Below are 26016 nucleotides of genomic sequence, written 5' to 3' on the forward strand. Positions count from 1 at the left end.
GCACATGTGCCAGGCCATCCTGGTCTTCGAGGCGATCCTGCTCGGGCTGTCGATCCCGATCCTGATCCAGGTCGCCGACGTCTCGACCGGCACCGCCGTGACCGTGTGCTCGGTGCTGGCCGTGCTCGCCCTGCTGACCACCGGCCTGTTCCGCCGCGGCGCGGTCGGCGACGTGCTGGGCTGGGCGGTGCAGGTCGGCTTCGTCGCCCTGGGCCTGCTGCACCCGGCGTTCTTCTTCGTGGGCGGCCTGTTCGCGCTGCTCTACTGGGCCGGCTGGGCGCTCGGGCGCAAGATCGTGGCCGACCGCGAGCGCTGGGCCGCGGAGGGCCGCGAGCCCGCCTGAGCCCGGTGGCGCGCGTCACACCCCGCCGTACAGTGGGGTCGTGGTCCGTGCACTGGTGGTCGCCGACGAGGTCGTGGAGCAGCTCTACGACGTCTCGGTCCAGCGCTACCGTCCCGACCTCGTGCTCGCCGCCGGCGACCTGCCCTGGGCGTACCTGGAGTTCCTGTCGTCGGCGCTCGACGTCCCCGTCGTGTTCGTGCCGGGCAACCACGACGCGGCGATCCCCACGGTCCGCCGCGGTCTCGGTGGCGGCCTGTTCGAGGCCGGCCTGCCGGTCGACGCGCCGCGGCCGCACGGCTGCCTCAACGCCGACGAGCGCGTGGTGGAGGTCGCCGGCCTGCGCATCGCCGGGCTCGGCGGATGCGTGCGCTACAACGACGGTCCGCACCAGTACACGCAGAAGCAGTACCACCGGCGCGCCCGCCGGCTCGCCCGCCGGGCCGACCGTGCCGGGGGACCGATCGACGTCCTGCTGACCCATGCGCCGCCGCTCGGCCTGGGTGACGAGCCCGACCCGTGCCACGTCGGCGTCGAGGCGCTGCACGGCACGCTCGACCGGCTCGAGCCGACCTGGCACCTCCACGGGCACATCCACCCCTACGGGCACCCGCGTCCCGACCGCACCGTCGGACGCACCACGATCCGCAACGTCGTGCCCTGGACGATGCTCGACGTCGCCCCGCGCGACGCGCACACCGAGATGCTGCACGCCCTGCGGAGGGTGGGCTGACGATGCCCGTGCGCGACACCGGCTCGCCCCGCGCGGACGCCGAGAACGACTTCATCCGGGCCCGCCGCCACCAGGTGCTGTCCGCCCTGGCCGGCTGGCTGCGCAACGACACGCACGACGTCGTGCAGTCGCTCTCGTTCGACGAGGCGGTCGAGGCGCTCGGCCGCCGTGGCGAGACCTACCGCGGCACGCAGGTCATCCCGCTCGACGCGATCATCGGGTCGGTCGACCGCATGCGTGACTTCGACCGCCGCTTCCGGCCCACGTCCAGCAAGAGCCGGCAGCGCTGGGAGCGTCTGGCCCGGGCGAGCCGCACCGGCGAGACGATCCCGCCGATCGACGTCTACCAGCTGGGGGACTACTACTTCGTGCGCGACGGGCACCACCGCGTCTCGGTGGCCCGCGCGCTCAACCTCGACGTCATCGAGGCCAACGTCACCGAGGTGCTGACGATGCTGTCGCCGGTGGAGTTCTCGCGCCGCGAGCAGCTCGAGCGCAAGCACTGGCGGCGCATCTTCCTCGAGCGCGTGCCGCTCAGTCGCGAGCGGCGCTCGCACATCGAGGTCACCGACCCGGTGCACTACGGCTGGCTCGCCGAGATGGTCGAGGCCTGGGGCGCGCGGCTCATGCACTCCGAGGAGGCGTACCACGACCGAGCCACCGTCGCGTCGCGCTGGTACGCGGAGGACTTCACCCCGGTGCTGGAGATGATCGAGGACGCCGGCGTGCGCGGCGAGGACGAGACCGAGGCCGACGCCTACATGCGCGTCTCGGGGGAGCGGTACCGGCTGATCCGTGAGCACGAGTGGAACCGCGACATCATGGCCCAGGTCACCCGGCGCCGCCGTCGTCCCCGGCGCAAGCAGGACGACCCGACCCGTCTGTGACGGGCCGGGTCGCGGCGCCTGCGGGTCTCAGTCGACGCGGGCGGTGAGGTTGTCGCCGCTCTTGGGGTCGAACACCTGGATCTTGCTGGTGTCGATCCACAGCTTGGCCGGCTGGCCGGCCCGCACCCCGGACGTGGGCTCGAGGCGGGCGGTGACCTGCACGCCGCCGACGCCCATCTCCGCGCCGGTGTCGCGGGCCAGCTCGTCCAGCCCGCCGCTGCTGCCCAGCTGGGCGTCGACGGTGAAGTAGGCGAACACGTCCGAGCCCATCGACTCGACCAGGTCGACGGTGACCTCGGTGGTGCCGCCCTTCGACGGGTCGGCCACCAGGGCGGCGTCCTCGAAGTGCTCGGGGCGCAGGCCCACGATGACCTCACGGCCCTTCGCGTTCGCCTCGACCGCGCGCCGGCGGTCGTCGGGCAGGGCCAGGTCGCCGAGCGGGCTGTGCAGCACGCCGCCGTCGAGCGTGGCCGGCAGGAAGTTCATCGACGGGCTGCCGATGAAGCCCGCGACGAACAGGTTGGCCGGGTGGTCGTAGAGGAACGCCGGGCTGCCGACCTGCTGCACGATGCCGCCGCGCATGACGACCACCCGGTCGCCCAGCGTCATGGCCTCGGTCTGGTCGTGGGTGACGTACAGCGTCGTGGTGCCCAGCTTCTTCTGGATGCGCGAGACCTGCGTGCGCATCTGCACGCGCAGCTTGGCGTCCAGGTTCGACAGCGGCTCGTCCATGAGGAACGCCTTGGGCTGGCGGACGATCGCTCGTCCCATCGCGACGCGCTGGCGCTGGCCGCCGGACAGGTTGGCCGGGCGGCGCTCCAGGTGCTGGGTCAGCTCGAGCATCTCGGCGGCCTCGCCGACCTTCTGCCGGATGGTGTTCTTGTCGGTGCCCGCGAGGGTCAGCGGGAACGCCATGTTCTCGAACACCGTCATGTGCGGGTACAGCGCGTAGGACTGGAACACCATCGCGATGTCGCGGTCCTTGGGCGCCTTGTCGTTGACGACCTTGCCGTCGATGCGCAGCTCGCCGGAGCTGATGTCCTCGAGCCCGGCGACCATGTTGAGGGTGGTCGACTTCCCGCAGCCCGACGGGCCCACGAGGATGATGAACTCCCCGTCGGCGATCTCGAGGTTGAGGTGGTCGACGGCGAGCGCGCCGTCGGGGTAGCGCTTGACGACGTTGTCCAGGACGATCTCGGCCACGGTCGGCTCCTTTGCTGGTCAGCCCTTGACGGCACCGGACGTGAGCCCGGCGACGATGCGGCGCTGGAAGAACAGGACGAAGAGGATGATCGGGATGGTGATGACGACCGCTCCGGCGGCGATCGCGGCGGTCGGCTTCTCGAACGTGGTGGCGCCGGTGAAGTAGGACAGCGCCGCCGGCACGGTCCGGGCGTTCGAGGAGGACGTCAGCGAGATGGCGAACAGGAAGTCGTTCCAGCAGGAGATGAAGACCAGGATCGCCGTGGTGAACACGCCCGGCAGTGCCAGCGGCGCGATCACCTTGCGGAAGGCCTGGAACGGCGTGGCGCCGTCCATCTTGGCCGCCTTCTCCAGCTCCCACGGGATCTCGCGGAAGAACGCCGACAGCGTGTAGATCGCCAGCGGCAGCGCGAACGTGATGTACGGGACGATCAGGCCGAGCCAGGTGTCGAAGATGCCGATCGCCGTCTCGATGCGGAACAGCGGCGTGACCAGGGCGATCTGCGGGAACATCGCGATCAGCAGCGAGATGCCGACGATCGAGCGCTTGCCCGGGAAGTCCAGGCGGGCGATCGCGTAGGCGGCCATCGTGCCCAGGATCAGCGCGACGAAGGTCGAGATCAGGCAGATGCCGATCGAGTTGAACAGCGCCCGCAGGAAGTCGTCGTTGTTGAAGATCTGGTCGTAGGCGTCCCAGGTGATGGCGGTCGGCAGGAAGTTGCCGTCGTTCAGCGTGCCGTCGGTCTTGAGCGACAGCGACACGATCCAGACGACGGGCACCAGGGCGTAGAGCAGGACGACGAGGTCGACGGCCGCCCAGGCGGCCTTCCTGCGGGGCGTCTCGATGGTGCTCATCGCTTCTCCTCGCTCGCACCGGGCGCCGCGGCGCCGAACAGCTTGATGAACACGAACGCGATGATGGCGATGCTGAGGAAGATCAGCACCGACATCGTGGACCCGATGCCGAGGTTGAGGCCCCGGATGAGGTTGTTGTAGGCGATCACCGACACCGACGAGGTGTTGTTGGCGCCGCTGGTCAGCACGAAGATGTTGTCGAAGATGCGGAAGGCGTCCAGCGCGCGGAACAGCAGCGCCACGAGGATCGCCGGCTTGATGAGCGGCACCGTGACCCGCCAGAACCGCTGCCAGGCGTTGGCGCCGTCCATCGACGCGGCCTTGAGCAGGTCCTCGGGGACGAGCGCGAGGCCGGCCATGAGCAGCAGCGCCATGAACGGGGTGGTCTTCCAGACCTCGCTGAGGATGATGATCCACAGCGAGCTCCACTGCTCGGTCAGCGGTGCGTTGTCGCCGGCCAGCCAGCCGAGGTCCTGGGTCCAGGCGAAGCGCCAGCTGAACGCCGCGACGACGGTGACGATCGCGTACGGCACGAGGGCCGCGGTGCGGACCAGGCCGCGTCCGACGATCGTGCGGTGCATGACGATCGCCAGCGCCATGCCGAGGGCCAGCTCGACGATCGTGCTGACCACGGTGATGAAGACCGTGACGCCGAAGGCGCTCCACCACAGGTCGCTGGTGAGCACGGTGACGTAGTTGTCGAAGCCGATGAACTCGTTGTCGTCCGGGGTGCGCAGGTCGGCGCGGAAGAACGACAGGTAGATGGCGTAGAGGATGGGGTAGGCGCAGACGGCGAGCATGACCACGACGGCGGGGGCGCACAGCATCAGCCCCAGGCGGCGCTCGGCACGCTGTCCCTCGGTGTACTTCTGGCGGGCGTACTGCGCCTCGGCCTCGGCCTCGGCGCCGGCCTGCGGCGGGAGCGTGGACGTCACGGCAGGATCCCCTTTCCGTCCAGGGCCTGCTGGATGCCGTCGTTGAGCTCCTCGGAGGTCTTCTCCGGATCGATGCCGCTCGGCGGGGACAGCAGGGACGACACGATGGTGGAGATGTTCTGGTACAGCGGCGTGACCGGACGCGGCACCGCCGTCTTCAGCTCGATCAGCATCTCCTCGTACTGCGGGTAGGCCTCCTGGAACTCCGCGTTGGTGTAGAGGCTCTCGTTGACCGGCGGCTCACCGGCGGCCAGCGCGTGCATGAGCTGGTGCTCGGGCGAGCGCATGCACATGGCGGCCTCGAAGGCGAGGTCCGGGTGCTTGCTGAACTTGCTGATCGTGAAGTTCGCGCCGCCCAGCGTGACCCGCGGCGGCTTGCCCTCCTCGACCGACGGGTACGGCGCGAAGCCGAGGTCGTCGGCGATCATCTTGCTGTTCTCGTCGGTCTCGCCGGCCGTCCGCATCGCGCTGAGGACGTACGGCCAGTTGATGATGAAGGCCGCCTTGCCCTGCTGCATGGCGGCGAAGACCTCGGGCTCCTGGGCGTTGGACAGCGAGGCGCTGGCCAGGCCGGAGTCGGCCAGCCGCTTGAGCAGCTCCAGCGACTTCACGGTGTTCTCGTCGACCGTGGGCTCGGTGCTGTCCTCGTTGACCAGCGTGCCGCCGTAGCTCGACAGGATCGTGTTGAAGCTGACCACGTAGCCCTCGTAGCGGGCGGCGGTGATGCCGATCTCGTGCGGCTCGCCCTGGTCCTTGAGCTTCTGGGCCATGTCGAACATCTCGTCCCACGTCTTGGGCGGGGTTGGGACGAGCGACTTGCGGTACCAGAGCAGCTGGACGTTGGTGTGCTTCGGGATGCCGTAGAGCTTGTCCTTCCAGGTCGCCGTGTCGAGCGTCGGCTGCAGGGTGTCCTCGGAGGCGAGGCGCGTCTGCTCCTCGTCCAGCTCGCGGATCCAGCCCGCCTCGGCGAACTCGGCGGTCCAGGTGACGTCGGTGGACATGACGTCCATGCCGTCGTCCTGCGCGGCCAGGCGGCGGACCAGCTGCTCGCGCTGGCCGTCGGCGTCGCTGGGCAGGAGGTTGCCGACGATCTTGTAGCGGCCCTCGGCCTCCTCGTTGCACGCCGCGATGATCTTGTCGAAGCCGGCCGCGGAGGCCGCGCCGTACAGGTTGATCACCGGCGTGCCGCCGTCGGAGCCCCCGCAGGCTGCCAGCGAGGCGCCCACCAGGACGACTCCGGCGGCGAGCCGGGTCCGTGTGCCAAGTCGTGTTCGCAACGTCCCTCCCGAGTGCTGATCGTGACCTAGGTCACTGCAGGCCCCGAGGGTAGACCCGGACTGGGTTCACGGCGACTCGACCGGCTCAGGGCGCCAGCCAGGCCGCCTCGTCCACTCCCAGCCGACCGCGGGGGAGCGGCTCGCTGGCGACGAGCAGCTCGCCGTCGGGCAGGTCGACAGGGGCGCGGCCCAGGTTGGCCACCACCGTCGTCACCGTGCCGTCGGTCGCGGTGACGCTGAACGCCACGACGTCCTCGCCGAGGTCGAGCCAGGTCAGCGTGCCGGTGCCGAGCCCGCGCTCGCGGCGCAGCCGCAGCAGCGTCCGGTACAGCTCGAGCGTGGAGCCCTCGACGCCGCGCTGGGCGTCGACGGCCAGGCGGCCGTACGACTCGGGCTGGGGCAGCCAGGAGCGTCCGGTGTCGTTGAAGCCGTACGCGGGCGCGTCGGACTCCCAGGCCATGGGCACGCGGCAGCCGTCGCGGCCGACGTCGGCGGGCCCGGACCGGTGCCACGTCGGGTCCTGGCGGTGCTCGTGCGGCAGGTCGGTGACGTCGGGCAGCCCGAGCTCCTCGCCCTGGTAGACGTACGCCGAGCCGGGCAGCGACAGCATGACCGTGGTCGCCGCCCGCGCGCGGCGCAGGCCGAGCTCGGCGTCCGGCTGCTCGTGCTCGGGGCCGACGCCGGGCACGCGGCGGGCGCCGGGCGTCTGCGGGTAGCCCAGCCGCGAGGCGTGCCGCACGACGTCGTGGTTGGACAGCACCCAGGTCTGCGGCGCGCCGACGGCCTCGGCGTGCTCGAGCGCCTGCTCGATCGCCGTGCGCTGCTCGCCGGCGATCCACGGCGTCATGAGGTACTCGAAGTTGAACGACTGGTGCAGCTCGTCGGGGCGGACGTACTTGACCAGGTTCTCGGCCGGGACGACCCATGCCTCGGCGCACAGCAGGCGCTCGGAGTCCGGGTCGCCGGGCGTCGCGTAGGAGTCGGCGATGCGCCGCCAGGAGCGGTAGATCTCGTGCACGCCCTCCTGGTCCCACATCGGCTGGGAGTTCGTCGGGTCCTTGGCCAGGTCGTACTCGGGGTTGGCGTCGGGCAGCCCGTCGGCCTTGACCAGGCCGTGGGCGACGTCGATGCGGAAGCCGTCGGCGCCGCGGTCGAGCCAGAACCGCAGGACGTCCTCGAGCTCGGAGCGGACCTCGGGGTTCGTCCAGTCGAAGTCGGGCTGGGTGCTGTCGAACAGGTGCAGGTACCACTGGCCCTTCGTGCCGTCGGGCTCGGTGACGCGCGTCCAGGCCGGGCCGCCGAACGTGCTCTGCCAGTTGTTCGGCGGCTCGTCACCGCCGGGCCCCTGGCCGTCGCGGAACACGTAGCGGGCCCGCTCGGGCGAGCCGGCGGGGGCGTCGAGCGCGGCCTTGAACCAGGCGTGCTCGCTGGAGGAGTGGTTCGGCACGACGTCGACGACCACCTTGAGGCCGAGCCCGTGCGCGGTGGCGACGAGCGTGTCGAAGTCGTCCAGCGTGCCGAAGAGCGGGTCGACGTCGCGGTAGTCGGCCACGTCGTAGCCGGCGTCGTTCTGCGGCGACGTGTAGAACGGCGAGAGCCACACGGCGTCCACACCGAGCTCGGCCAGGTGCCCGAGCCGGGCGGTGATGCCGGGCAGGTCGCCGATGCCGTCGCCGTCGGCGTCGGCCCACGACCGGGGGTAGACCTGGTAGATGACGGCGTCGCGCCACCAGGGCGTCTCGGGGGACCGGGGCATGGGCAGCTCCTTCGGGGTCGGGACGATAGGTTTCGTCCATGTCACAACGCACGCTCGTCCTGCTCAAGCCGGACGCCGTCAAGCGCGGTCTCGTCGGCACCATCCTGTCCCGGTACGAGACCAAGGGCCTCTCGGTCGTGGCGATGGAGCTGCGCTCGATCGACGAGCAGCAGGCCGACGCGCACTACGCCGAGCACGTCGAGCAGCCCTGGTACCCGCCGCTGCGCGCGTTCTCGACCTCCGGCCCGCTCGTCGCGCTCGTGCTCGAGGGCGACGAGGCGATCACCGTCGTCCGCGGTCTGAACGGCGCCACCGACGGTCGCGCCGCGGCTCCCGGCACCATCCGCGGCGACCTGTCGCTGTCGAACCGCGAGAACCTCGTGCACGCCTCGGACTCGCCCGAGTCGGCCGCGCGCGAGATCACGCTGTGGTTCCCCGGCCTCTGAGCCGTCCCTAGGCCTGCAGGTAGGCCAGCACCGCGAGCACCCGGCGGTGGTCGTCGGGGCTGACCGGCAGGTCCAGCTTCGTGAAGACGTTGTTGATGTGCTTGCTGACCGCCTTCTCGGTGACGAACAGGGCGGCGGCGACCGCGGCGTTGGAGCGTCCCTCGGCCATGAGCGCGAGCACCTCGCGCTCGCGGTCGGTCAGCCGGCCCACCGGCGTGCTCTCGCGCGCCTTGGTGACCAGCGAGGCGACCACCTCGGGGTCGAGCGCGGTGCCGCCCGCCGCGACCGTGCGCACGCTCTGCACGAACGCGCTCACGTCGGTCACCCGGTCCTTGAGCAGGTAGCCGACGCCGCCCTCGCCGCTGGCCAGCAGCTCGCGCGCGTACAGCTGCTCGACGTACTGCGACAGCACGAGCACCGGCAGGCCGGGCCGCTCGGTGCGGGCGCGGATGGCGGCGCGCAGCCCCTCGTCGGTGAACGTCGGAGGCATCCGGACGTCCACGACGGCCACGTCCACGTCGTCGCGCCGCAGCGCCGTCTCGAGCGACGCGGCGTCGTCGACGGCGGCCACGACCTCGATGGCGTGCGCCTCGAGCAGCCGGGTCAGGCCGTCCCGGAGGAGGGCGTGGTCCTCGGCGACGACAGCGCGCACGGCAGCTCCAGGGTGACGGTGGTCGGACCGCCCGCGGGGCTCGTGACGGTCAGGGTGCCGTCAAAGGCTGCCAGTCGCCGGCCCACGCCCGCCAGTCCCGTGCCGCGCGCCGGGTCCGCGCCGCCGCGTCCGTCGTCGCTCACCACGGCACGCAGGACGTGCCCGTCGTGGCCGAGCGTGACCGTCGCCCGCCGCGCGTCCGCGTGCTTGACGACGTTCGCCAGCGCCTCGGCGACCGCGAAGTAGAGCGCCGACTCGACCGGTTCGGGCGCGCGTCCGGGCAGGTCCACCAGCACGGTGGTCGGCACGGCGAGGTCGAGCGCGAGCGCCTCCACCGCGCCGGCGAGCCCGCGGTCGGCGAGCACGGGCGGGTGGATGCCCCGCACCACCGAGCGCAGGTCGCCCAGCGTGGTCACGGTCGTGTCGCGGGCCTCGGCGATGAGCCGGGCCGCGGCGTCGGGGTCGCTGCGCACGAGCTCCTCGGCCATCCCCAGGCTCATGCCGAGCGAGACGAGCCGGGCCTGGGCGCCGTCGTGCAGGTCGCGCTCGATGCGGCGCAGCTCGGCCGCGGAGTGGTCGATCGTCTCGGTGCGGCTGGCCGCGACCTCGGCGACGCGCCGCTCCAGCTGCTCGCGCGACGGCGACAGGAGCGCGGCGTCGAGCGCGGCGCGGAGCCGCACGAGCACGGGCACGAGCCACCACCACAGCAGCAGCGCGACGAGCAGCAGGCCCCACTCCAGGAACGTCTCCTCCTGCGTGTCGACGCGGATGAAGCCGTAGTCGTTGACCAGCACGCCCTCGGGGGTGACGGCGAAGACGAACGGGAAGACCGCGTACCAGACGACGGCCAGGGCGAGCCCGAGCGCGAGCCAGCTCATCGCCCAGCCGACGACGACGGTCGTCCACGTCCAGGCGTAGTCGCGCCAGCGGGCGGGGTCGCGGACCCAGGTGGCCAGGGCCGACAGCGGCGAGGCCGAGGGGGCGCGCAGGTAGTCCGGACGCTCGATCGTCCGGCCGAGCACCGCCCCGCTGAGCCGTCGCTGCACCTGGGCCAGGGCGGCGTTCAGCGGCACCAGGACGAGCAGGAGCAGCAGGCCGACCCCGACGACCGCGACGCCGAGCGACGTCGTGATCGTCACCAGCAGCACCAGCGCCGGCACGGCCAGCAGGACGTTCGCCAGCGCGACGAGCGTCAGGCGGAGCCGCCAGGTGAGGCCGTTGCCGTGCGCGAGCCAGCCCGAGGCGGGACGGCGCGGCGAGGTGGGGGAGTCGGTGGTGGTCACCGGGCCATCCTGGCGCGTCCCACCGGCGCGGCGCAGGGGTGCTGGCACCACTTCTCGGGCGGGATCCAGCACTCCTGTGCGCACCCGGCCGCCCGCGGGAGCGTGACGACGTCACCCGCCGCTCGGAAGGACCCCTGTCATGAACCGCTCACCGCTCACCGTCCGGGCCGCCCGGTGGAGCGCGCGCCACCCCTGGCGCGCGATCACCGGATGGCTCGTGCTCGTCGTCGCCGCGCTCGCGATCAGCGCCGCGATGCCCGTCCAGCAGGCCACGGACGCCGACTTCCGGGTCGGCCAGTCCGGCCGCGCGGACGCCATGGTCGCCGAGGCCGGGCTCGCCGGCGCGCCGGTCGAGACCGTCCTGCTGACCGACGACGGCGCCCGGCTGGACGCCGCCACGGTCGACCCGGTCGCCCGCGACCTGCGCCAGGGCCTCGCCGGCGTGGCGGGCGTCGCCTCGGTGGCCGACCCCGTCTGGTCGGCGTCGCGCGACGCGGCGCTGGTCACGATCGAGATGACCGGCACCGATGAGGACGCCGCCGACCACGTGGACGGCGTGACCCGCGTCGTCGACGACGTGCGTGAGGCCCACGACGGCGTGACCGTCGAGCAGGCCGGCAACGCGTCGGTCGGCGCCGCCATCAACGAGCGGGTCGGCGAGGACCTGGCGTCCGCCGAGCTCACCAGCCTGCCGGTGACGTTCGCGATCCTGCTGCTGGCGTTCGGCGCCGTGCTGGCCGCCGGCATCCCGGTGCTCCTGGCGTTCGGCTCCGTGCTGCTGACGGTCGGCCTCTACGCGCCGCTGTCCCAGCTCGTCCCCGACGGCGGCTCGACGTCCAACATCGTGCTGCTCATCGGCATGGCCGTCGGCGTCGACTACTCGCTGCTGTACCTGACCCGCGAGCGCGAGGAGCGCCGCCGCGGGCTCGGCACCCTGGACGCGGTGGAGGCCGCGGCCCGCACTGCCGGGCACGCGGTCGTCGTCTCCGGCGTCGCCGTCGTGGTCGCGATGTCGGGGCTGTTCCTCACCCGCGACGCCGTGTTCGAGGCGCTCGCCGTGGGCGCCATCCTCGTCGTCCTCGTCTCGGTCGCCGGCTCGCTCACCGTGCTGCCGGCGGTGCTGGCCAAGCTGGGCCGGTTCGTCGATCGTCCGCGGGTGCCGCTGCTGTGGCGGGTCACCGACCGGATGGGCACCGGCGCGATCAGCGGACGCCTGCTGCGTCCCGTGCTGCGCCGTCCGCGGGCGTCCGCCTTGGTGGCCACGGCGGTCCTGGTCGGGCTGGCCGCGCCGGCGCTGGGCATGCGGCTGCACGAGTCGACCGTGGAGGCGCTGCCGTCCGACATCGCCGAGGTGCAGGCCTACCTGCACGTCCAGGACGCGTTCCCCGGCGAGCGGCCGACGTTGACCGTCGCCGCCACGGGCGACGCCGCCGCGCTCGAGCCGGCCCTGCGCGACGTGGCCAGCACCGCCGAGGCCCGCGGGCTCGCCGCGCCGGGGGAGTCGTCGGTCGAGGTGGCCGAGGACGGCCGCACGGCGCTGCTGCGGATGGCCGCCCCCGGCGGCGAGGGGGCTGACGTGAACGACGACGCCGTGCGCTCGCTGCGTGAGGACGTGCTGCCCGAGGCGCTGCCGGACGCCTCGGAGTGGGCCGTCGGCGGTGACGTCGCCGAGTCGCTCGACAACCGTGACCACCAGGCCGGGGCCCTGCCCTGGGTCGTCGGGTTCGTGCTGCTGTTCATCATGGTGATGATGGGCCTGGCCTTCCGCAGCCTGCTGCTCGCCGGGCTGACCGTCGTGCTGAACCTGCTCTCGGTGGGGGCCGCGTTCGGCGTCCTGCAGCTGGTGTTCGGCCACTCGTGGGCCGACGACCTGCTCGGCTACACGTCGCCGGGGTACGTCGTCATGTGGATCCCGCTGTTCTGCTTCGTCGTGCTGGTCGGGCTCTCGATGGACTACCACGTGTTCGTGCTGAGCCGGTTCCGCGAGGAGCTGCGGGCCGGTCGTCCGTACCGCGAGGCCGTGGAGCAGTCGGTGCGCCGAACGGCGGCGGTCGTCACGAGCGCGGCCGCGGTGATGATCTCGGTGTTCGCGGTCTTCGCCAGCCTGTCGATGCTGGAGATGAAGCAGCTCGGCGTGGGCCTGTCGGTGGCGATCCTCATCGACGCGACGATCGTCCGGCTGGTGCTGCTGCCGGCGGTGCTGCTGCTGGCCGAGCGCGGCCTGGGACGTCTGGGCACGCGCCGCGGGTCCGAGCCCACGGCCGAGGCGCCCGAGCCCGTCGCGGTGCCGATCGGCTGAGCCCGACGCCCCGCCCGTCCGGGATTACCGGACGGGCGGGGCGAGCGCCTACGCTGGTGGGCATGTCCGTCGAGTCCGTGTTCCCCCGCCTCGAGCCCCTCCTGCCGAGCATCAGCAAGCCGATCCAGTACGTCGGCGGCGAGCTCAACAGCACCGTGAAGGAGTGGGACTCCGCGCAGGTGCGGTGGGCCCTCATGTACCCCGACGCGTACGAGGTGGGCCTGCCCAACCAGGGCGTCCAGATCCTGTACGAGATCCTCAACGAGCGCGACTGGATCCTGGCCGAGCGCACCTACGCCGTCCTGCCCGACATGGAGCAGGTCATGCGCACCCACGCGATCCCGCAGTTCACCGTCGACAGCCACCGCCCGGTGGGTGCGTTCGACGTGCTCGGCCTGAGCTTCTCCACCGAGCTTGGCTACACCAACATGCTCACCGCGCTCGACCTCGCCGGCGTCCCGCTGCACAGCGCCGACCGCACCGACGAGCACCCGATCGTCCTGGCCGGCGGCCACAGCGCCTTCAACCCCGAGCCGGTCGCCGACTTCCTCGACGCCGCCGTGCTCGGCGACGGCGAGGAGATCGTGCTGGCGATCAGCGACGTCGTCCGCGAGTGGAAGGACGAGGGCCGTCCCGGCGGACGCGACGAGGTGCTGCTGCGCCTGGCCAAGTCCGGCGGCGTCTACGTGCCGCGTTTCTACGACGTCACGTACCTGCCCGACGGCCGCATCGAGAAGGTCGTCCCGAACCGTCCCGGCGTGCCGTGGAAGGTCGCCAAGCACACGCTCATGGACCTGGACGCGTGGCCGTACCCGAAGAACCCGCTGGTGCCGCTGGCCGAGACCGTCCACGAGCGCTTCAGCGTCGAGATCTTCCGCGGCTGCACGCGCGGCTGCCGCTTCTGCCAGGCCGGCATGATCACCCGCCCGGTGCGCGAGCGCTCGCTGCAGGGCATCGGCGAGATGGTGCAGAACGGCCTGGACAAGACCGGCCTGGACGAGGTCGGCCTGCTCAGCCTCTCCAGCGCCGACCACACCGAGATCGGCGAGCTGGCCACCCAGCTGGCCGACCGCTACGAGGGCTCGAACACGTCGCTGAGCCTGCCGAGCACCCGTGTGGACGCCTTCAACATCACGCTCGCCAACGAGTTCAGCCGCAACGGCCGTCGCTCGGGCCTCACGTTCGCCCCCGAGGGCGGCAGCGAGCGGCTGCGCAAGGTCATCAACAAGATGGTGACCGAGGAGGACCTCATCCGGACCGTCGCCGCGGCGTACTCGCACGGCTGGCGCCAGGTGAAGCTGTACTTCATGTGTGGCCTGCCCACCGAGACCGACGAGGACGTCCTGCAGATCGGTGAGCTGGCCAAGAAGGTCATCGAGACCGGACGCGAGGTGTCGGGCCGCAAGGACATCCGCTGCACGGTCTCCATCGGCGGCTTCGTGCCCAAGCCGCACACGCCGTTCCAGTGGGCCGCGCAGCTGGACCACGAGACCACCGACGAGCGGCTGCGCAAGCTGCGTGCGTCCGTCCAGTCGGACAAGAAGTTCGGCCGCGCGATCGGCTTCCGCTACCACGACGGCAAGCCCGGCACGATCGAGGGACTGCTCTCGCGCGGCGACCGTCGCGTCGGCAAGGTCGTCGAGGCCGTGTGGCGCGACGGCGGCCGGTTCGACGGCTGGAGCGAGCACTTCAGCTTCGACCGCTGGTCCGAGCAGGCCGCGCTCGCGCTGGCCGGCACGGGCGTCGACCTGGACTGGTACACGACCCGCGAGCGCGAGTACGGCGAGGTGCTCCCGTGGGACCACCTGGACTCGGGCCTGGACCGCGACTGGCTGTGGGAGGACTGGCAGGACGCGCTGGACCCCGACGACTCGATCGAGGTCGAGGACTGCCGCTGGACCCCCTGCTACGACTGCGGCGTCTGCCCGGCCATGGACACCGACATCCAGATCGGTCCCACCGGCCAGAAGCTGCTCCCGCTCAGCGTCGTCTGAGGCCGCGCGCGGACGTCCTAGGACGTCCGCGCGCGGATCTGAGGTAGCCCCGGCGTCCGGCTAGGACGTCTGCCCGATGTGGGCGGGGTGCCTCAGCGACGAGGTTGGAGGTGTTCCGAAGGAGGACACCATGTACACCGATCTCTTCGCTCTTGACCAGGCCGCCCAGCGCGAGCGCGAGCTCGCCGTCACCTTGGAGCGTCGCCGGCTCGCCGCCGAGCGCGCCCCGCGGACCGCCACACCCCGGCGCCCCCGCCACTCCCTGATCGGGCGCTGGCTCGTCGCCCACTGAGTCGCTCCGCGGTGCTGATCGTCGCGTGGCCCGCGCGACACCGACGTCCGCTCAGGTCGGGCTTGGGCTGGTCGATAAGGTTCTGCCGGCCCGGCAGACCGGGCTCGCAGGACCGCGGTACGAGGAGCTGGGCAGGGCATGGGACGACGCGTCGTCGGACGGATCATCCTGGCCGCAGTGACCGTGCTGGCCACGGCGACCGCCGTGCAGGCTTCCGGCGACGCCGAGCGGGGCGTCCCCGCGCCGGAGGCCGCCGGTCCGGTCCGCATCCTGCTGCACGGTGACTCCGTCACCCAAGGGTCAGCCGGCGACTGGACCTGGCGCCACCGGCTCTGGAAGCACCTGGTCGCCTCCGGTGAGCAGGTCGACTTCGTCGGCCCGCGTGACGACCTGCGCGACGGCAGCCGGGCGTACGCCGACCCCGGCTTCGACCGCGACCACGCGGCCCGGTGGGGCATGTCGGGCGGAGCGCTCGACCACTCGGTCACCGCGCTGATGGCGTACACGCCCGACGTGATCGTGGACGGGCTCGGCGTCAACGACCTGCGCACGTCCACCCCCGAGACGGTGGTGGCCCGGGCGGTCGAACGGGTCGAGCTGGCCCGAGCCGTGGACCCTGACGTCGACGTCGTGCTCTGGCGGCTGCCGCAGACCTGGCGGCCCGGCGTCGCCGCCTACGACGACCTGGTCGCGCAGGCGGTGGCCGCGCTGGACACCCCGCGCTCACGCGTCGTGCTCGCGGACGTCGCCACCGGGTTCGACCGGGCCCGCGACACGTTCGACAGCCTCCACCCGAGCCCGACCGGCGAGGTGAAGATCGCCGCCGCCGTCGCGGACGCGCTCGCCTCCCTCGGCGTCGGCACCCCGTACCCGCGTCCGCTCGTCACGCCGGTGAACGGACCGACCCTCGTGCCGCGCCTGACGTCGGCGCGGGTCGACGCCGTCGGGACGTTGCAGGTCGGCTGGACGGTGCCGCAGGGTGCGACCGGTGCCTGGGTCGAGCTGCGCGACGTGGTGCGCAACGGACCCTGGCGGCGGGTCGCCTCGGCCACGACCCTCACGACCGCCACCGGCAGCGCGACCGTGCCCGCCCTGGTCGCCGGACGGCGCTACGAGCTGCGCGTGCGCGCGCTCAAGGGGACGGTCGCGTCCGACCGCACGTCGCGGGCCGCGGCGGTCGTCGTGCCCCCGCCGGGACGCGTGGCGGCGCTGCGGGCCGACCGTCGCGGAAGCATGGCCCGGCTGGCCTGGACGCCCGTCCCGCGGGCACGCGGCTACGAGGTCTGGCGTCGCGCCGCGGGCACGTGGCGTCGGGTCGCCCAGACCCAGGCCGTCCGGCTCACGGTCAAGCAGGGCCGGCGCACCGCGCGCTACCGGGTCCGGGCCACGGGCGACGCGCCCGGCGCCTGGTCGGTGACGCGCACCGTCAGCGGCCGGGCCGGGCTCACGCGCGGCTGAACGGCTTCGCGCGCACGGCCGCCGCGCCCAGCGGGGCGAGCAGCGCCGCGACTCCGGCCATGACGAGCGTCGGCACCGTCCAGTCGCCGGTCAGGTCGTGGCCGAGGCGGAAGAGCAGCGGGCCCGTGGCCGCGAGCAGGTAGCCCAGCGACTGGACGAAGCCCGACAGCAGGGCGGTGTCCTCGACGCTGACGGCGCGCTCGGCGACCATCACCAGCGACCAGCCGAACGCGGCGCCGCCCGCGCCCAGCACGATGCACGACAGCCACGGCAGCGTGTCGGGGGCCAGGCCGAGCCCGAGCCATCCGGCGACCGACAGCACCGCCAGGACGTATGGGACGTGCACGGTGACGCCCCAGCGGCCGAGCACGAACGGCAGGGCCATGCCGACCGGGACGCCCATCGCGCTCCACGTCGCGACGTACCCGCCGGCGGCGGCCGCGCTGATGCCGGCGTCCTGGAACAGCACGGCCAGCCAGCCCATGAGCACGTAGGCGCCGGCCGACTGGACGGCGAAGAACGCCGCCAGGATCCAGGCCACGGGGGAGCGGGCGACGTCGCCCCAGCCGGTGCCGGCCGTTGCGTCGGGCAGGGCCACCGGTCCGCGCGGCGCCGGGACGAACATCCAGGCGACGGCCGCGAGCACGCCGAGCACGGCCCACGCGCCGATGGCCACGCGCCACGACCCCGTGGCCTCGGCCAGCGGCACCGTCAGCGCCGCACCGGCCGCACCGCCGACGACGATCATCGCCGTGCCGGCCGAGCCGACCGTCGCGACGCGGTCGGGGAAGTACGCCTTCGCGACCGCCGGCAGGATCACGTTGCCGACCGCGGCACCGCAGGGGACGAGCGCGGCGGCCAGCAGGAACAGCCACGCGTCCGACGCCATGGAGCGCAGCACGAGGGCGCCGCCGACGAGCAGCGTCGCGCCGACCGCGCACGCGCGCAGGCCCAGCGAACGCACCAGCCGCGGGCCGAGCAGGCCGGCCGCGGCGAACGCCAGCGGCGGCAGCGCCGTCAGGAAGCCGACCGTGCCCGGACCGAGCGGCAGGTCGCGCTCGACGTCGTCGATCACCACGCCGAGACCGGTGACGAACGGACGGAGGTTGAGCGCGAGAAGCGTCATCGCCAGCAGGACGACCACGGTCTGGCGACGCGAACGGGGAGCCTGGTGCACCCCTCCAGTCTGGTGCACCGCGCAACGAGCACCTCGCCGGGCCTGACTAGGCTCGTGCGGGTGAGCGAGAACCCCGAGCCGCGCCCCGCGGTGGTGCCCGATCCCGGCCTGCCGAACCCCGAGGCGCCCAACCCGCAGCTGCCGGTGCTGCAGAAGCTGCGCATCCAGTACGCCAAGCGCGGCCGCCTGCGCTTCACCAGCCACCGCGACTTCGGCCGCGCCTTCGAGCGGGCGATCCGCCGGGCCCGCATCCCGATCGCGCACTCCCACGGGTTCACGCCGCACCCCAAGATCTCGTACGCCAACGCCTCGCCGACCGGCGCGGCCAGCGAGGCCGAGTACCTGGAGATCGGGCTCACCCAGCGGCTCGACCCGGCCGACGTCCAGCGCCGGCTCGACACGTCGCTGCCCGACGGGCTCGACGTCGTCGCGGTCGTGGAGGCCGGGGCCGGCTCGCTGGCCGACCGGCTGGAGGCCAGCCGGTGGGAGCTGACGCTGCTCGGCATCGACCCGGCCGCGGCCGCGCAGGCGGTCGCCACGTTCCTCGCCCAGCCCTCGGTTGAGGTCGAGCGGATGACGAAGCGCGGCCCGCGGGTCTTCGACTGCCGGGCCGCCGTCGTGAGCCTGGCGGTGCGATCGGAGGGCGCGGGAGATCAGCCCTGTGCGATACTGGACCTGGTCGTGCGGCACGGCACCCCGTCCGTGCGACCGGACGACGTACTCGCCGGACTCCGCAGCAGTGGAGGCCTCGAGGTCGCGCAGGCGCCGCTGGCGAACCGCGTGGCCCAGGGCCCGCTCGACGACGAGACCGGCACGGTCGGCGACCCGCTCGCCCTCGACCGCGACGCGCCCTGACCGGCGCTGCCCGCGGCGGCGGTGGAATCGCCACGTGACAGGCCACGTACGTCACCACGCCCCACCGGGGTGTGGCACGACAGGCTTCCGGTCCGCTCGCGGACCCAGACACGGCCCCGTGCGGCGTCCTCGCGGCGCGCCGGGGTGAAGGAGAGCACCGTGCTCGACGACAACGACATCCAGGCCGACGGCACCGAGCAGGAGAAGAAGGGCACCAGCCGTCGCGCGGCCGGTCGTCCCGCGGGCCCGCCCGCCGCCCTCTTTTCGGCCGCCGAGACGCCCGCCGCGCCCAAGGCCGCGCGCCGTCCGGCCCGCAAGAAGGTCGCGGAGCCGGCCGTCGAGGCCCCTCAGACGGACGCCGAGGCGCCGGCCGACGTCGCCGCCGACGAGGCCCCCGCCAAGAAGGCTCCGGCCAAGCGCACGCGCAAGGCCCCGGCCAAGAAGGCCAGCGAGCAGCCGACCCTCGAGGGCACCGGCCCCGAGGCGGACGCCGTCACCGAGCCGGCCGACGCCGCCGACAGCTCGCTCCCGCTGGACGAGATCACCGACGAGGACGACGCCACCGAGATCGCCGAGCCCGCGGCGACCGTGCCGGCCTTCTCGGCCGGCGTGCTGTTCCAGCCGCCGCCGGCCGTCGCCGCGCCGCCGCGCCGCAAGCCCGCCCCGGTCGAGGACGAGACCGTCGACGAGGAGCCGGCCGACGAGGCCGAGCCCGAGACCGACGACGACACCACCGACGCCGCCGACACCTCGGACGCCACCGAGGCTGACGACGACCGTGAGGACGGCGCCCCGCGTCGTCGCCGCCGCAGCCGGGGCGGACGCCGTCGTCGCCGCAGCAGCGACGAGGACTCCGACGACAGCGACGACGAGTCCGGCGACGACGAGGGCTCCGAGGAGTCCACCGACGACGAGACCGCCGACTCCGAGGGTGGCGGCACGTCGTCCTCGACGCGTCGTCGGCGCAAGCGCAGCCGCTCGGGCAGCTCGTCCAGCTCCTCGTCCGACGACCCCGAGGACACCGTCGTCAAGGTCCGCGAGGGCCGCTCCGACGAGATCACCGCGGTCACCGGCTCGACCCGGCTGGAGGCCAAGAAGCAGCGCCGCCGCGAGGGCCGTGAGGCCGGCCGCCGCCGCGCGCCGATCGTCTCCGAGGCCGAGTTCCTGGCCCGCCGCGAGGCGGTCAAGCGCGAGATGGTCGTGCGCCAGCGCAAGGACTTCACCCAGATCGCCGTCCTCGAGGACGACGTCCTGGTCGAGCACTACGTCGCGCGCGAGTCGCAGACGTCGCTCATCGGCAACGTGTACCTGGGCCGCGTCCAGAACGTGCTGCCCAGCATGGAGGCCGCCTTCGTCGACATCGGCAAGGGACGCAACGCCGTCCTGTACGCCGGCGAGGTCGACTGGAGCGCCCTGGGCAACGGCAAGCAGCGCAAGATCGAGGACGTCCTCGAGCCCGGCCAGACCGTCCTGGTCCAGGTCAGCAAGGACCCGGTCGGCCAGAAGGGCGCCCGGCTCACCAGCCAGGTCAGCCTGCCCGGACGCTTCCTGGTCTACGTGCCCGGTGGCCACACCAGCGGCATCTCGCGCAAGCTGCCCGACACCGAGCGCGCGCGGCTGAAGGCGCTGCTCAAGGAGGTCCTGCCCGCCGAGGCCGGCGTCATCGTCCGCACCGCCGCGGAGGGCGCCACCGAGGAGCAGCTGACCCGCGACGTCGAGGCGCTCACCGCCCGCTGGTCCGACATCGAGGCCAAGGTCGCCGACGGCAAGGCCCCGCAGCTGCTCTACGCCGAGCCCGACCTGACGATCAAGGTCGTCCGCGACCTGTTCAACGAGGACTTCTCCAAGCTCGTCGTCGAGGGCGACGACGCCTGGGACATGCTCTCGGCGTACGTCGAGCACGTCGCGCCGGACCTGGCCGACCGCATCGAGCGCTGGGACGACGCCGAGCGCGACGCGTTCTCGGCCCACCGCATCGACGAGCAGATCGCCAAGGCGCTCGACCGCAAGGTCCACCTGCCCTCGGGCGGCTCGCTGATCATCGACCGTACCGAGGCGATGACCGTCGTCGACGTCAACACCGGCAAGTTCACCGGGTCGGGCGGCAACCTCGAGGAGACGGTCACCCGCAACAACCTCGAGGCCGCCGAGGAGATCGTCCGCCAGCTGCGCCTGCGCGACATCGGCGGCATCGTCGTCGTCGACTTCATCGACATGGTGCTCGAGAGCAACCGCGACCTCGTGCTGCGCCGCATGGTCGAGTGCCTGGGCCGCGACCGCACCCGCCACCAGGTCGCCGAGGTGACGTCGCTGGGCCTGGTGCAGATGACGCGCAAGCGCATCGGCACCGGCCTGGTCGAGGCGTTCAGCACCGAGTGCGAGCACTGCAAGGGCCGCGGCCTGATGATCCACGAGCACCCCGTCGAGCCGAAGAACGGCGACGACGCCGGCAGCCGTCGTGGTCGCCGGGGCCGCGGGCGCAAGGGTGGCGACGAGCCGCGCAAGGACGAGTCGTCGCCCGAGAAGCAGGTCTACGACGAGACGCGCACCTACCAGGGCCCGCGCCTGAAGCTGACCGACGACGAGCAGGCCGCCGAGGACCGCGCCGCCGAGGAGCGTGCCGCCGACGAGCGCGAGGACGCCCCGGCGACCTCGAGCGAGCCGGAGACGGCCACGGACGTCGCCGAGCAGCCGCAGCCCGAGCCGGTCGACGTCCCCGAGCCTGAGGCCGAGCAGCCCGAGGCCGACCGCGTCGAGCAGGCGCAGCCGGTCGAGCCGGCGGCGCAGGAGCCGCAGGCCGTGGCCGACCAGCCGGAGACGGCTCCCGAGCAGCCGAAGGCCGACGAGGCCCCGGCGCAGGACGAGCCGGTCCGCACCGGCCCGGTCGTGTCCGCACCGGTCCGCAGCACGTCGCGTCCGCGTCGTCGCTCGTCCAGCCGGTCGGCCGGCGCGCCCAAGCCGATCGTCCTGCCCGAGAGTGTGACGGACCCCGTTTTGACCGACGAGGGCCCCGATCAGTAGACTTGACCCTCGGTGCGCCTTTCGCTGCACCGTCCTCGCGTGTCCGGCCCCGCCGGACCGCGACCTGAACGCTTTGACACAGTGAGGAATCCCGTGGTGTACGCAATCGTGCGCAGTGGCGGCGGCCAGCAGAAGGTCTCCGTCGGTGACGTCATCGAGATCGACAAGGTCGCCGCGTCCGAGGGCGACACCCTGACGCTGCCCGCCGTGCTGCTGGTCGACGGCGACGCCGTCACGTCGGACGCTGCCGCGCTCGGCAAGCTGACGGTGACGGCCGAGGTCCTCGGTGGCACCAAGGGCCCGAAGATCATCATCCAGAAGTACAAGAACAAGACCGGCTACAAGAAGCGCCAGGGTCACCGTCAGAAGTACACCCAGGTGAAGATCACCGGGATCGAGAAGTAGGGGCTTAGAAGATGGCACACAAGAAGGGCGCCGCCTCCACCAAGAACGGCCGCGACTCCAATGCCCAGCGCCTCGGCGTGAAGCGCTTCGGCGGCCAGGTCGTCAGCGCCGGCGAGATCATCGTCCGCCAGCGCGGCACCCACTTCCACCCCGGCACGAACGTCGGCCGCGGTGGCGACGACACGCTGTTCGCGCTCGCCGCCGGTGCGGTCGAGTTCGGCTCGCGTCGCGGCCGCAAGGTCGTCAACATCGTCCCGTCGGAGCTCTAGTCCGGCGCACGTGACCTCGGAAGGGGCAGTCCGCACCACGCGGGCTGCCTCTTTCCTTTTCCCACCCCCTTTCGTTCGAGGAGCTCAGTCGTGGCCATCCCCACGTTCGTGGACCGCGTGACGTTGCACGTCGCCGCCGGTGCGGGCGGCAACGGCATCGCGTCCGTCCACCGAGAGAAGTTCAAGCCGCTCGGTGGACCCGACGGCGGCAACGGCGGCCACGGCGGCAGCGTGATCCTGCGCGTCGCGCAGGACGTCACGACGCTGGTCGACTTCCACCACGAGCCGCACCGCCGGGCCGGCCGCGGCGGTCACGGCGCGGGCAGCAACCGCTCGGGCGCCAACGGCGACGACCTGGTGCTGAACGTCCCCGACGGCACCGTCGTCTCCACCCAGGACGGCGAGGTGCTCGCCGACCTCGTGGGCGTGGGCACCGAGATGGTCATCGCGCAGGGCGGCCGAGGTGGCCTCGGCAACGCCGCGCTGGCCTCGAGCAAGCGCCGCGCGCCGGGCTTCGCCCTCATGGGCGAGCCGGGCGAGGAGCTCACGATCGTCCTCGAGCTCAAGGTCGTGGCTGACATCGGCCTGGTGGGCTTCCCGTCCGCCGGCAAGTCGAGCCTGATCGCCGCGCTCTCGCGGGCCCGGCCGAAGATCGCCGACTACCCGTTCACGACGCTCGTCCCGAACCTCGGCGTCGTCACCGCCGGCTCGACCACGTTCACCGTCGCCGACGTGCCCGGCCTCATCGAGGGCGCGAGCGAGGGTCGCGGCCTGGGCCACGACTTCCTGCGCCACGTCGAGCGCTGCGCTGCGCTCGTGCACGTCATCGACTGCGCGACCGTCGAGCCCGGGCGTGACCCGCTGACCGACCTGGACGTCATCGAGCGCGAGCTGTCGCGCTACGGCGGCCTCGAGGACCGTCCGCGACTGGTCGCGCTCAACAAGACCGACGTCCCGGACGCCGCGGAGATCGCCGGCTTCGTGCGCGACGACCTCGTGGCGCGCGGCCTGCGCGTGTTCGAGGTGTCGGCGGCCAGCCACCAGGGCCTGCGCGAGCTGTCGTTCGCCATGGCCGCGATCGTCGAGGCCGAGCGGGCCAAGAAGCCGCAGGTCGAGGCCACGCGCATCGTGCTGCGTCCGCAGGCCGAGGCTGGTGTGGGCGACGAGTTCACGATCGAGCACAAGGGCGGCCAGTGGCTCGTCCGCGGCGAGAAGCCGACTCGCTGGGTGCGGCAGACCGACTTCGGCAACGACGAGGCCGTCGGCTTCCTGGCCGACCGGCTCAACCGGCTCGGCGTCGAGCAGCGCCTGCTCGAGCTCGGGGCCGAGGCCGGCGACGACGTCGTCATCGGCGCGGAGGCGAACGCCGTGGTGTTCGACTTCGACCCGCAGAACGTCGCCGGCGCCGAGCTGCTCGGCCGCCGCGGCGAGGACCTGCGCCTCGATCCCGGCACCCGCCGCACCAACCGCGAGCGGCGCGAGGAGCTGCTGGCCCGCCGGGCGTGGGAGATCGCGGCCCGCGACGCCCGCGAGCGCGGCGAGGAGCCGCCCGAGTACGTCAGCCCCTTCGCTGACGAGGACGAGGATGGCGAGCAGTCCGGCGAGCCCGCCGACTGGACGTCGTTCGACGAGTACGACGGCGTCCAGGTCTTCGAGATCGGCGACGACGAGGACGAGGTGGACGACAAGCAGGAGGACGAGCAGCGGTGAGCCGCGTCGTCGTCAAGGTGGGGTCGTCGTCGCTGACGACCGTCGACGGGGGACTGGACCCGGAGCGGCTCAACACGCTCGTCGACACCCTCGCCGAGGCGACGCTGCGCGGCGACGAGGTGGTGCTGGTCAGCTCCGGCGCCATCGCCGCCGGGCTCGCCCCGCTCGGGCTGGCCAGCCGTCCGCGTGACCTGGCGACCCAGCAGGCCGCGGCCAGCGTCGGCCAGGGCCGCCTGGTGGCGCGCTACACGGCGCGCTTCGCCCAGCACGGGCTCACCACCGGCCAGGTGCTGCTGACCGTCGAGGACGTCACACGCCGCGGCCGCTACCGCAACGCCTACCAGACCTTCGCGAAGCTGCTCGAGCTCGGCGCCGTGCCGGTGGTCAACGAGAACGACACGGTGGCGACGAGCGAGATCCGGTTCGGCGACAACGACCGGCTCGCCGCGCTGGTGGCGCACCTGGTGCACGCCGACCGGCTGCTGCTGCTGTCGGACGTCGACGCGCTGTACGACGGCCCGCCGTCGCGTCCCGGCGCCCGCCGCATCCCCGAGGTCCGTTCGTTCGACGAGCTCGGCGGCATCGACGTCACGCGGCCGAGCGAGTCCAAGGTCGGCACCGGTGGCATGGTCACCAAGCTCGAGGCGGCCCGCATCGCCACCACGGCCGGCATCGCCGTGACGCTCACCGACGCCCGGCAGGCCGACGCGGCCCTGCGCGGCGAGGACGTCGGCACGCGCTTCCACCCGACGGGCCGGCGGCGTCCGACGCGCCTGCTGTGGCTGGCCCATGCCAGCGAGACCCAGGGTGCCCTGCACCTGGACGACGGCGCCGTGCGCGCCATCACCGAGCGGCAGGCGTCCCTGCTGGCCGCGGGCGTGACCCGCGCGACGGGCTCGTTCGGCGCCGGCGACCCGGTCGACCTCGTCGACCCGGCCGGGCGCGTCGTGGCCCGGGGCCTGGTGGGCTTCGACAGCGACGACGTGCCCGCGATGCTCGGCCGCTCGACGCCGCAGATCGTCGACGAGCTCGGCGCCGAGTACGAGCGCGAGCTCGTGCACCGCGACGACCTCGTCGTCCTGCAGCCCTAGCGCCGGCGGCGGCGCGCCACCAGGGCCGCGCCCACGACCACGAGCGTGCCCACGCCGGCCCCGACCACGGTGTCGACGATCCGGTCGGTCACGAGCTCAGCGGTCGTCGTCGGGACGGCGAGGTGCACCATCAGCAGCGCGAGCGGCGTGACGGCGACGAGCGCGATCGCGTAGTTGCGTCCGACGAGCAGCTCGGCGACCACCTGCAGCGCGATCGCCAGCAGGATCGTGACCGCGGCGGACGGCTCGAGGGCCAGCAGGCCGGCCGCGACAACGACGCCCATGAGCGTGCCCACCGAGCGCTGCACGGCGCGGGCCACGCGGGCGCCCGCGGTGGGGCCCGACGTCGCGGCCGCGCCGCCCACGGCCGCCCAGTAGGCGTGCCCCAGCCCGAGCGCGGTCGCGAGCACGGCGGCGACGCCCACGGCGAGCGTCGTCACCGCGACCTCCTCGCGGGTCCGGGGCGAGGCGAGCGTGCCGCGCAGGTCGACACGCCACGGGTGCGGACGCGGAGGGCCGTGCAGCAGCCCGACGCGTCCGACCACGAGGGCCAGGACGACGGTGGACGTGCTGACGAGCAGCGCCAGGACGACGTCGTGGACGGTGCTGGCGTGGCCCGAGGTCGCGCCGACCGCGAACACGGGGAACAGGGCGCCGGGCGGGTGCCAGGCGCAGGCCCGGGACACGACCGGGGCGACGAGCGCCACCAGCACCATGGCCGCCACCGACAACCAGGCCCGGTGCTCGCTGGTGCCGACGGCGGTGCCCAGCACGACGGCCGAGACCAGCACCGCGCCCGCGGTCGCCTGCATCGCGGTGCGCGACCGGTGGCTGTGCGTACGGCCGTACAGCGCCGTGAACGCGCCGAAGGTGGCCGCGAGCGTCAGGTCCAGCCGGTCGATCGACCACAGGAGCACGAGCGGGACGGCGAGGGTGACACCCGCGCGGGCCGCGACCCAGTGGGCGTCCGCGTGCGGCCCGAAGGCGACCAGGTCGTGCCAGAGCTGGCGGAACCGGTCGGGAAGGGGCACCCGTCGATGCTACGGCCGCGTCCGGGAGGCGGCACGACTGCCTAGAA

At 72.9% G+C, this 26016-nt stretch carries 23 protein-coding genes; 14 read left to right on the forward strand and 9 right to left on the reverse strand.

Going from position 1 to position 26016, the window contains the following annotated elements; genetic code table 11:
• The first annotated feature begins 4 nt into the window (after positions 1-4).
• From HGAM_RS19425 to HGAM_RS13660, 3 genes are read left to right on the forward strand one after another with little or no spacing between them, the layout of a single operon-like run.
• Entirely contained in the window at positions 5-343 is a 339-nt protein-coding gene (locus tag HGAM_RS19425) for a DUF4233 domain-containing protein (RefSeq protein ID WP_020692227.1), read from the forward strand.
• A gap of 40 nt (positions 344-383) precedes the next feature.
• On the forward strand, positions 384-1073 hold the full coding sequence (locus tag HGAM_RS19430; RefSeq protein ID WP_019146062.1) for a metallophosphoesterase family protein: 690 nt from the start codon (positions 384-386) through the stop codon (positions 1071-1073).
• Positions 1074-1075: 2 nt separating this feature from the next.
• Positions 1076-1960, forward strand: a complete 885-nt coding sequence (locus tag HGAM_RS13660) for a ParB N-terminal domain-containing protein (RefSeq protein ID WP_020692228.1) — start codon at positions 1076-1078, stop codon at positions 1958-1960.
• Positions 1961-1987: 27 nt separating this feature from the next.
• Here HGAM_RS13660 and HGAM_RS13665 read toward each other — a convergent pair whose 3' ends face one another.
• The 5 genes from HGAM_RS13665 to HGAM_RS13685 all read right to left on the reverse strand — a co-directional run bounded on the left by HGAM_RS13665 (position 1988) and on the right by HGAM_RS13685 (position 7986).
• Positions 1988-3163 carry an ABC transporter ATP-binding protein gene (locus HGAM_RS13665; protein WP_019146064.1) on the reverse strand — a complete coding sequence of 392 codons (1176 nt, stop codon included), beginning with the start codon at positions 3161-3163 and terminating at the stop codon, positions 1988-1990.
• A gap of 18 nt (positions 3164-3181) precedes the next feature.
• Complete coding sequence (locus HGAM_RS13670; protein ID WP_019146065.1) at positions 3182-4018, reverse strand: carbohydrate ABC transporter permease; 837 nt, start codon at positions 4016-4018, stop codon at positions 3182-3184.
• Complete coding sequence (locus HGAM_RS13675; protein WP_019146066.1) at positions 4015-4953, reverse strand: carbohydrate ABC transporter permease; 939 nt, start codon at positions 4951-4953, stop codon at positions 4015-4017. Before HGAM_RS13675 ends, HGAM_RS13670 begins: the two co-directional genes overlap by 4 nt.
• On the reverse strand, positions 4950-6179 hold the full coding sequence (locus HGAM_RS13680) for an ABC transporter substrate-binding protein (protein WP_019146067.1): 1230 nt from the start codon (positions 6177-6179) through the stop codon (positions 4950-4952). Before HGAM_RS13680 ends, HGAM_RS13675 begins: the two co-directional genes overlap by 4 nt.
• Positions 6180-6315: 136 nt before the next feature.
• Positions 6316-7986, reverse strand: a complete 1671-nt coding sequence (locus tag HGAM_RS13685; RefSeq protein ID WP_019146068.1) for a glycoside hydrolase family 13 protein — start codon at positions 7984-7986, stop codon at positions 6316-6318.
• Between the two features lie 38 nt (positions 7987-8024).
• Between HGAM_RS13685 and ndk the strand changes: the two genes are divergently transcribed.
• Positions 8025-8432, forward strand: a complete 408-nt coding sequence (ndk, locus tag HGAM_RS13690) for a nucleoside-diphosphate kinase (RefSeq protein ID WP_019146069.1) — start codon at positions 8025-8027, stop codon at positions 8430-8432.
• 7 nt (positions 8433-8439) lie between these two features.
• Here the strand turns inward: ndk and HGAM_RS13695 are convergent, their stop codons facing one another.
• Entirely contained in the window at positions 8440-9084 is a 645-nt protein-coding gene (locus HGAM_RS13695) for a response regulator (protein WP_019146070.1), read from the reverse strand.
• On the reverse strand, positions 9036-10367 hold the full coding sequence (locus HGAM_RS19435; protein ID WP_019146071.1) for a sensor histidine kinase: 1332 nt from the start codon (positions 10365-10367) through the stop codon (positions 9036-9038). The genes HGAM_RS13695 and HGAM_RS19435 overlap by 49 nt, the downstream gene beginning before the upstream one ends.
• Positions 10368-10506: 139 nt before the next feature.
• On the opposite strand from HGAM_RS19435, the gene HGAM_RS19440 reads away from it, so the two are divergent.
• The 4 genes from HGAM_RS19440 to HGAM_RS13720 all read left to right on the forward strand — a co-directional run bounded on the left by HGAM_RS19440 (position 10507) and on the right by HGAM_RS13720 (position 16410).
• Positions 10507-12666: an MMPL family transporter gene (locus HGAM_RS19440; protein WP_019146072.1), complete on the forward strand. Its 2160-nt coding sequence runs from the start codon at positions 10507-10509 to the stop codon at positions 12664-12666.
• 62 nt (positions 12667-12728) lie between these two features.
• Positions 12729-14660: a TIGR03960 family B12-binding radical SAM protein gene (locus HGAM_RS13710; protein ID WP_019146073.1), complete on the forward strand. Its 1932-nt coding sequence runs from the start codon at positions 12729-12731 to the stop codon at positions 14658-14660.
• Positions 14661-14790: 130 nt separating this feature from the next.
• The gene (locus tag HGAM_RS13715) at positions 14791-14952 is read left to right on the forward strand and encodes a hypothetical protein (protein WP_154653260.1); all 162 of its coding nucleotides are present in this window, start codon (positions 14791-14793) and stop codon (positions 14950-14952) included.
• A gap of 138 nt (positions 14953-15090) precedes the next feature.
• Positions 15091-16410: an SGNH/GDSL hydrolase family protein gene (locus HGAM_RS13720; RefSeq protein WP_019146075.1), complete on the forward strand. Its 1320-nt coding sequence runs from the start codon at positions 15091-15093 to the stop codon at positions 16408-16410.
• On the opposite strand, the gene HGAM_RS19445 is transcribed toward HGAM_RS13720, so the two are convergent.
• Entirely contained in the window at positions 16397-17587 is a 1191-nt protein-coding gene (locus HGAM_RS19445) for an MFS transporter (protein WP_019146076.1), read from the reverse strand. The genes HGAM_RS13720 and HGAM_RS19445 overlap by 14 nt on opposite strands.
• 60 nt (positions 17588-17647) lie before the next feature.
• Here HGAM_RS19445 and HGAM_RS13730 point away from each other — a divergent pair, with 60 nt between their 5' ends.
• The 6 genes from HGAM_RS13730 to proB all read left to right on the forward strand — a co-directional run bounded on the left by HGAM_RS13730 (position 17648) and on the right by proB (position 24938).
• Positions 17648-18442, forward strand: a complete 795-nt coding sequence (locus HGAM_RS13730; protein ID WP_019146077.1) for a TIGR03936 family radical SAM-associated protein — start codon at positions 17648-17650, stop codon at positions 18440-18442.
• A 159-nt stretch (positions 18443-18601) separates the two neighbouring features.
• Entirely contained in the window at positions 18602-21463 is a 2862-nt protein-coding gene (locus HGAM_RS19450; RefSeq protein ID WP_081591996.1) for an Rne/Rng family ribonuclease, read from the forward strand.
• 96 nt (positions 21464-21559) lie between these two features.
• Entirely contained in the window at positions 21560-21868 is a 309-nt protein-coding gene (gene rplU, locus HGAM_RS13740) for a 50S ribosomal protein L21 (RefSeq protein WP_019146079.1), read from the forward strand.
• Positions 21869-21879: 11 nt separating this feature from the next.
• Positions 21880-22137, forward strand: coding sequence for a 50S ribosomal protein L27 (gene rpmA / locus HGAM_RS13745; RefSeq protein WP_019146080.1), 258 nt, complete (start codon positions 21880-21882; stop codon positions 22135-22137).
• A 90-nt stretch (positions 22138-22227) separates the two neighbouring features.
• A complete protein-coding gene (gene obgE, locus HGAM_RS19455) occupies positions 22228-23847 on the forward strand; it encodes a GTPase ObgE (RefSeq protein ID WP_019146081.1) in 1620 nt (539 codons plus the stop codon).
• A complete protein-coding gene (proB, locus tag HGAM_RS13755) occupies positions 23844-24938 on the forward strand; it encodes a glutamate 5-kinase (RefSeq protein ID WP_019146082.1) in 1095 nt (364 codons plus the stop codon). The genes obgE and proB overlap by 4 nt, the downstream gene beginning before the upstream one ends.
• Here the strand turns inward: proB and HGAM_RS13760 are convergent.
• Entirely contained in the window at positions 24935-25969 is a 1035-nt protein-coding gene (locus HGAM_RS13760; protein WP_019146083.1) for an FUSC family protein, read from the reverse strand. The genes proB and HGAM_RS13760 overlap by 4 nt on opposite strands.
• Between the last annotated feature and the right edge of the window lie 47 nt (positions 25970-26016).

Origin of the sequence: Aeromicrobium massiliense JC14 (assembly GCF_000312105.1) — a bacterium.
Lineage (GTDB): Bacteria > Actinomycetota > Actinomycetes > Propionibacteriales > Nocardioidaceae > Aeromicrobium > Aeromicrobium massiliense.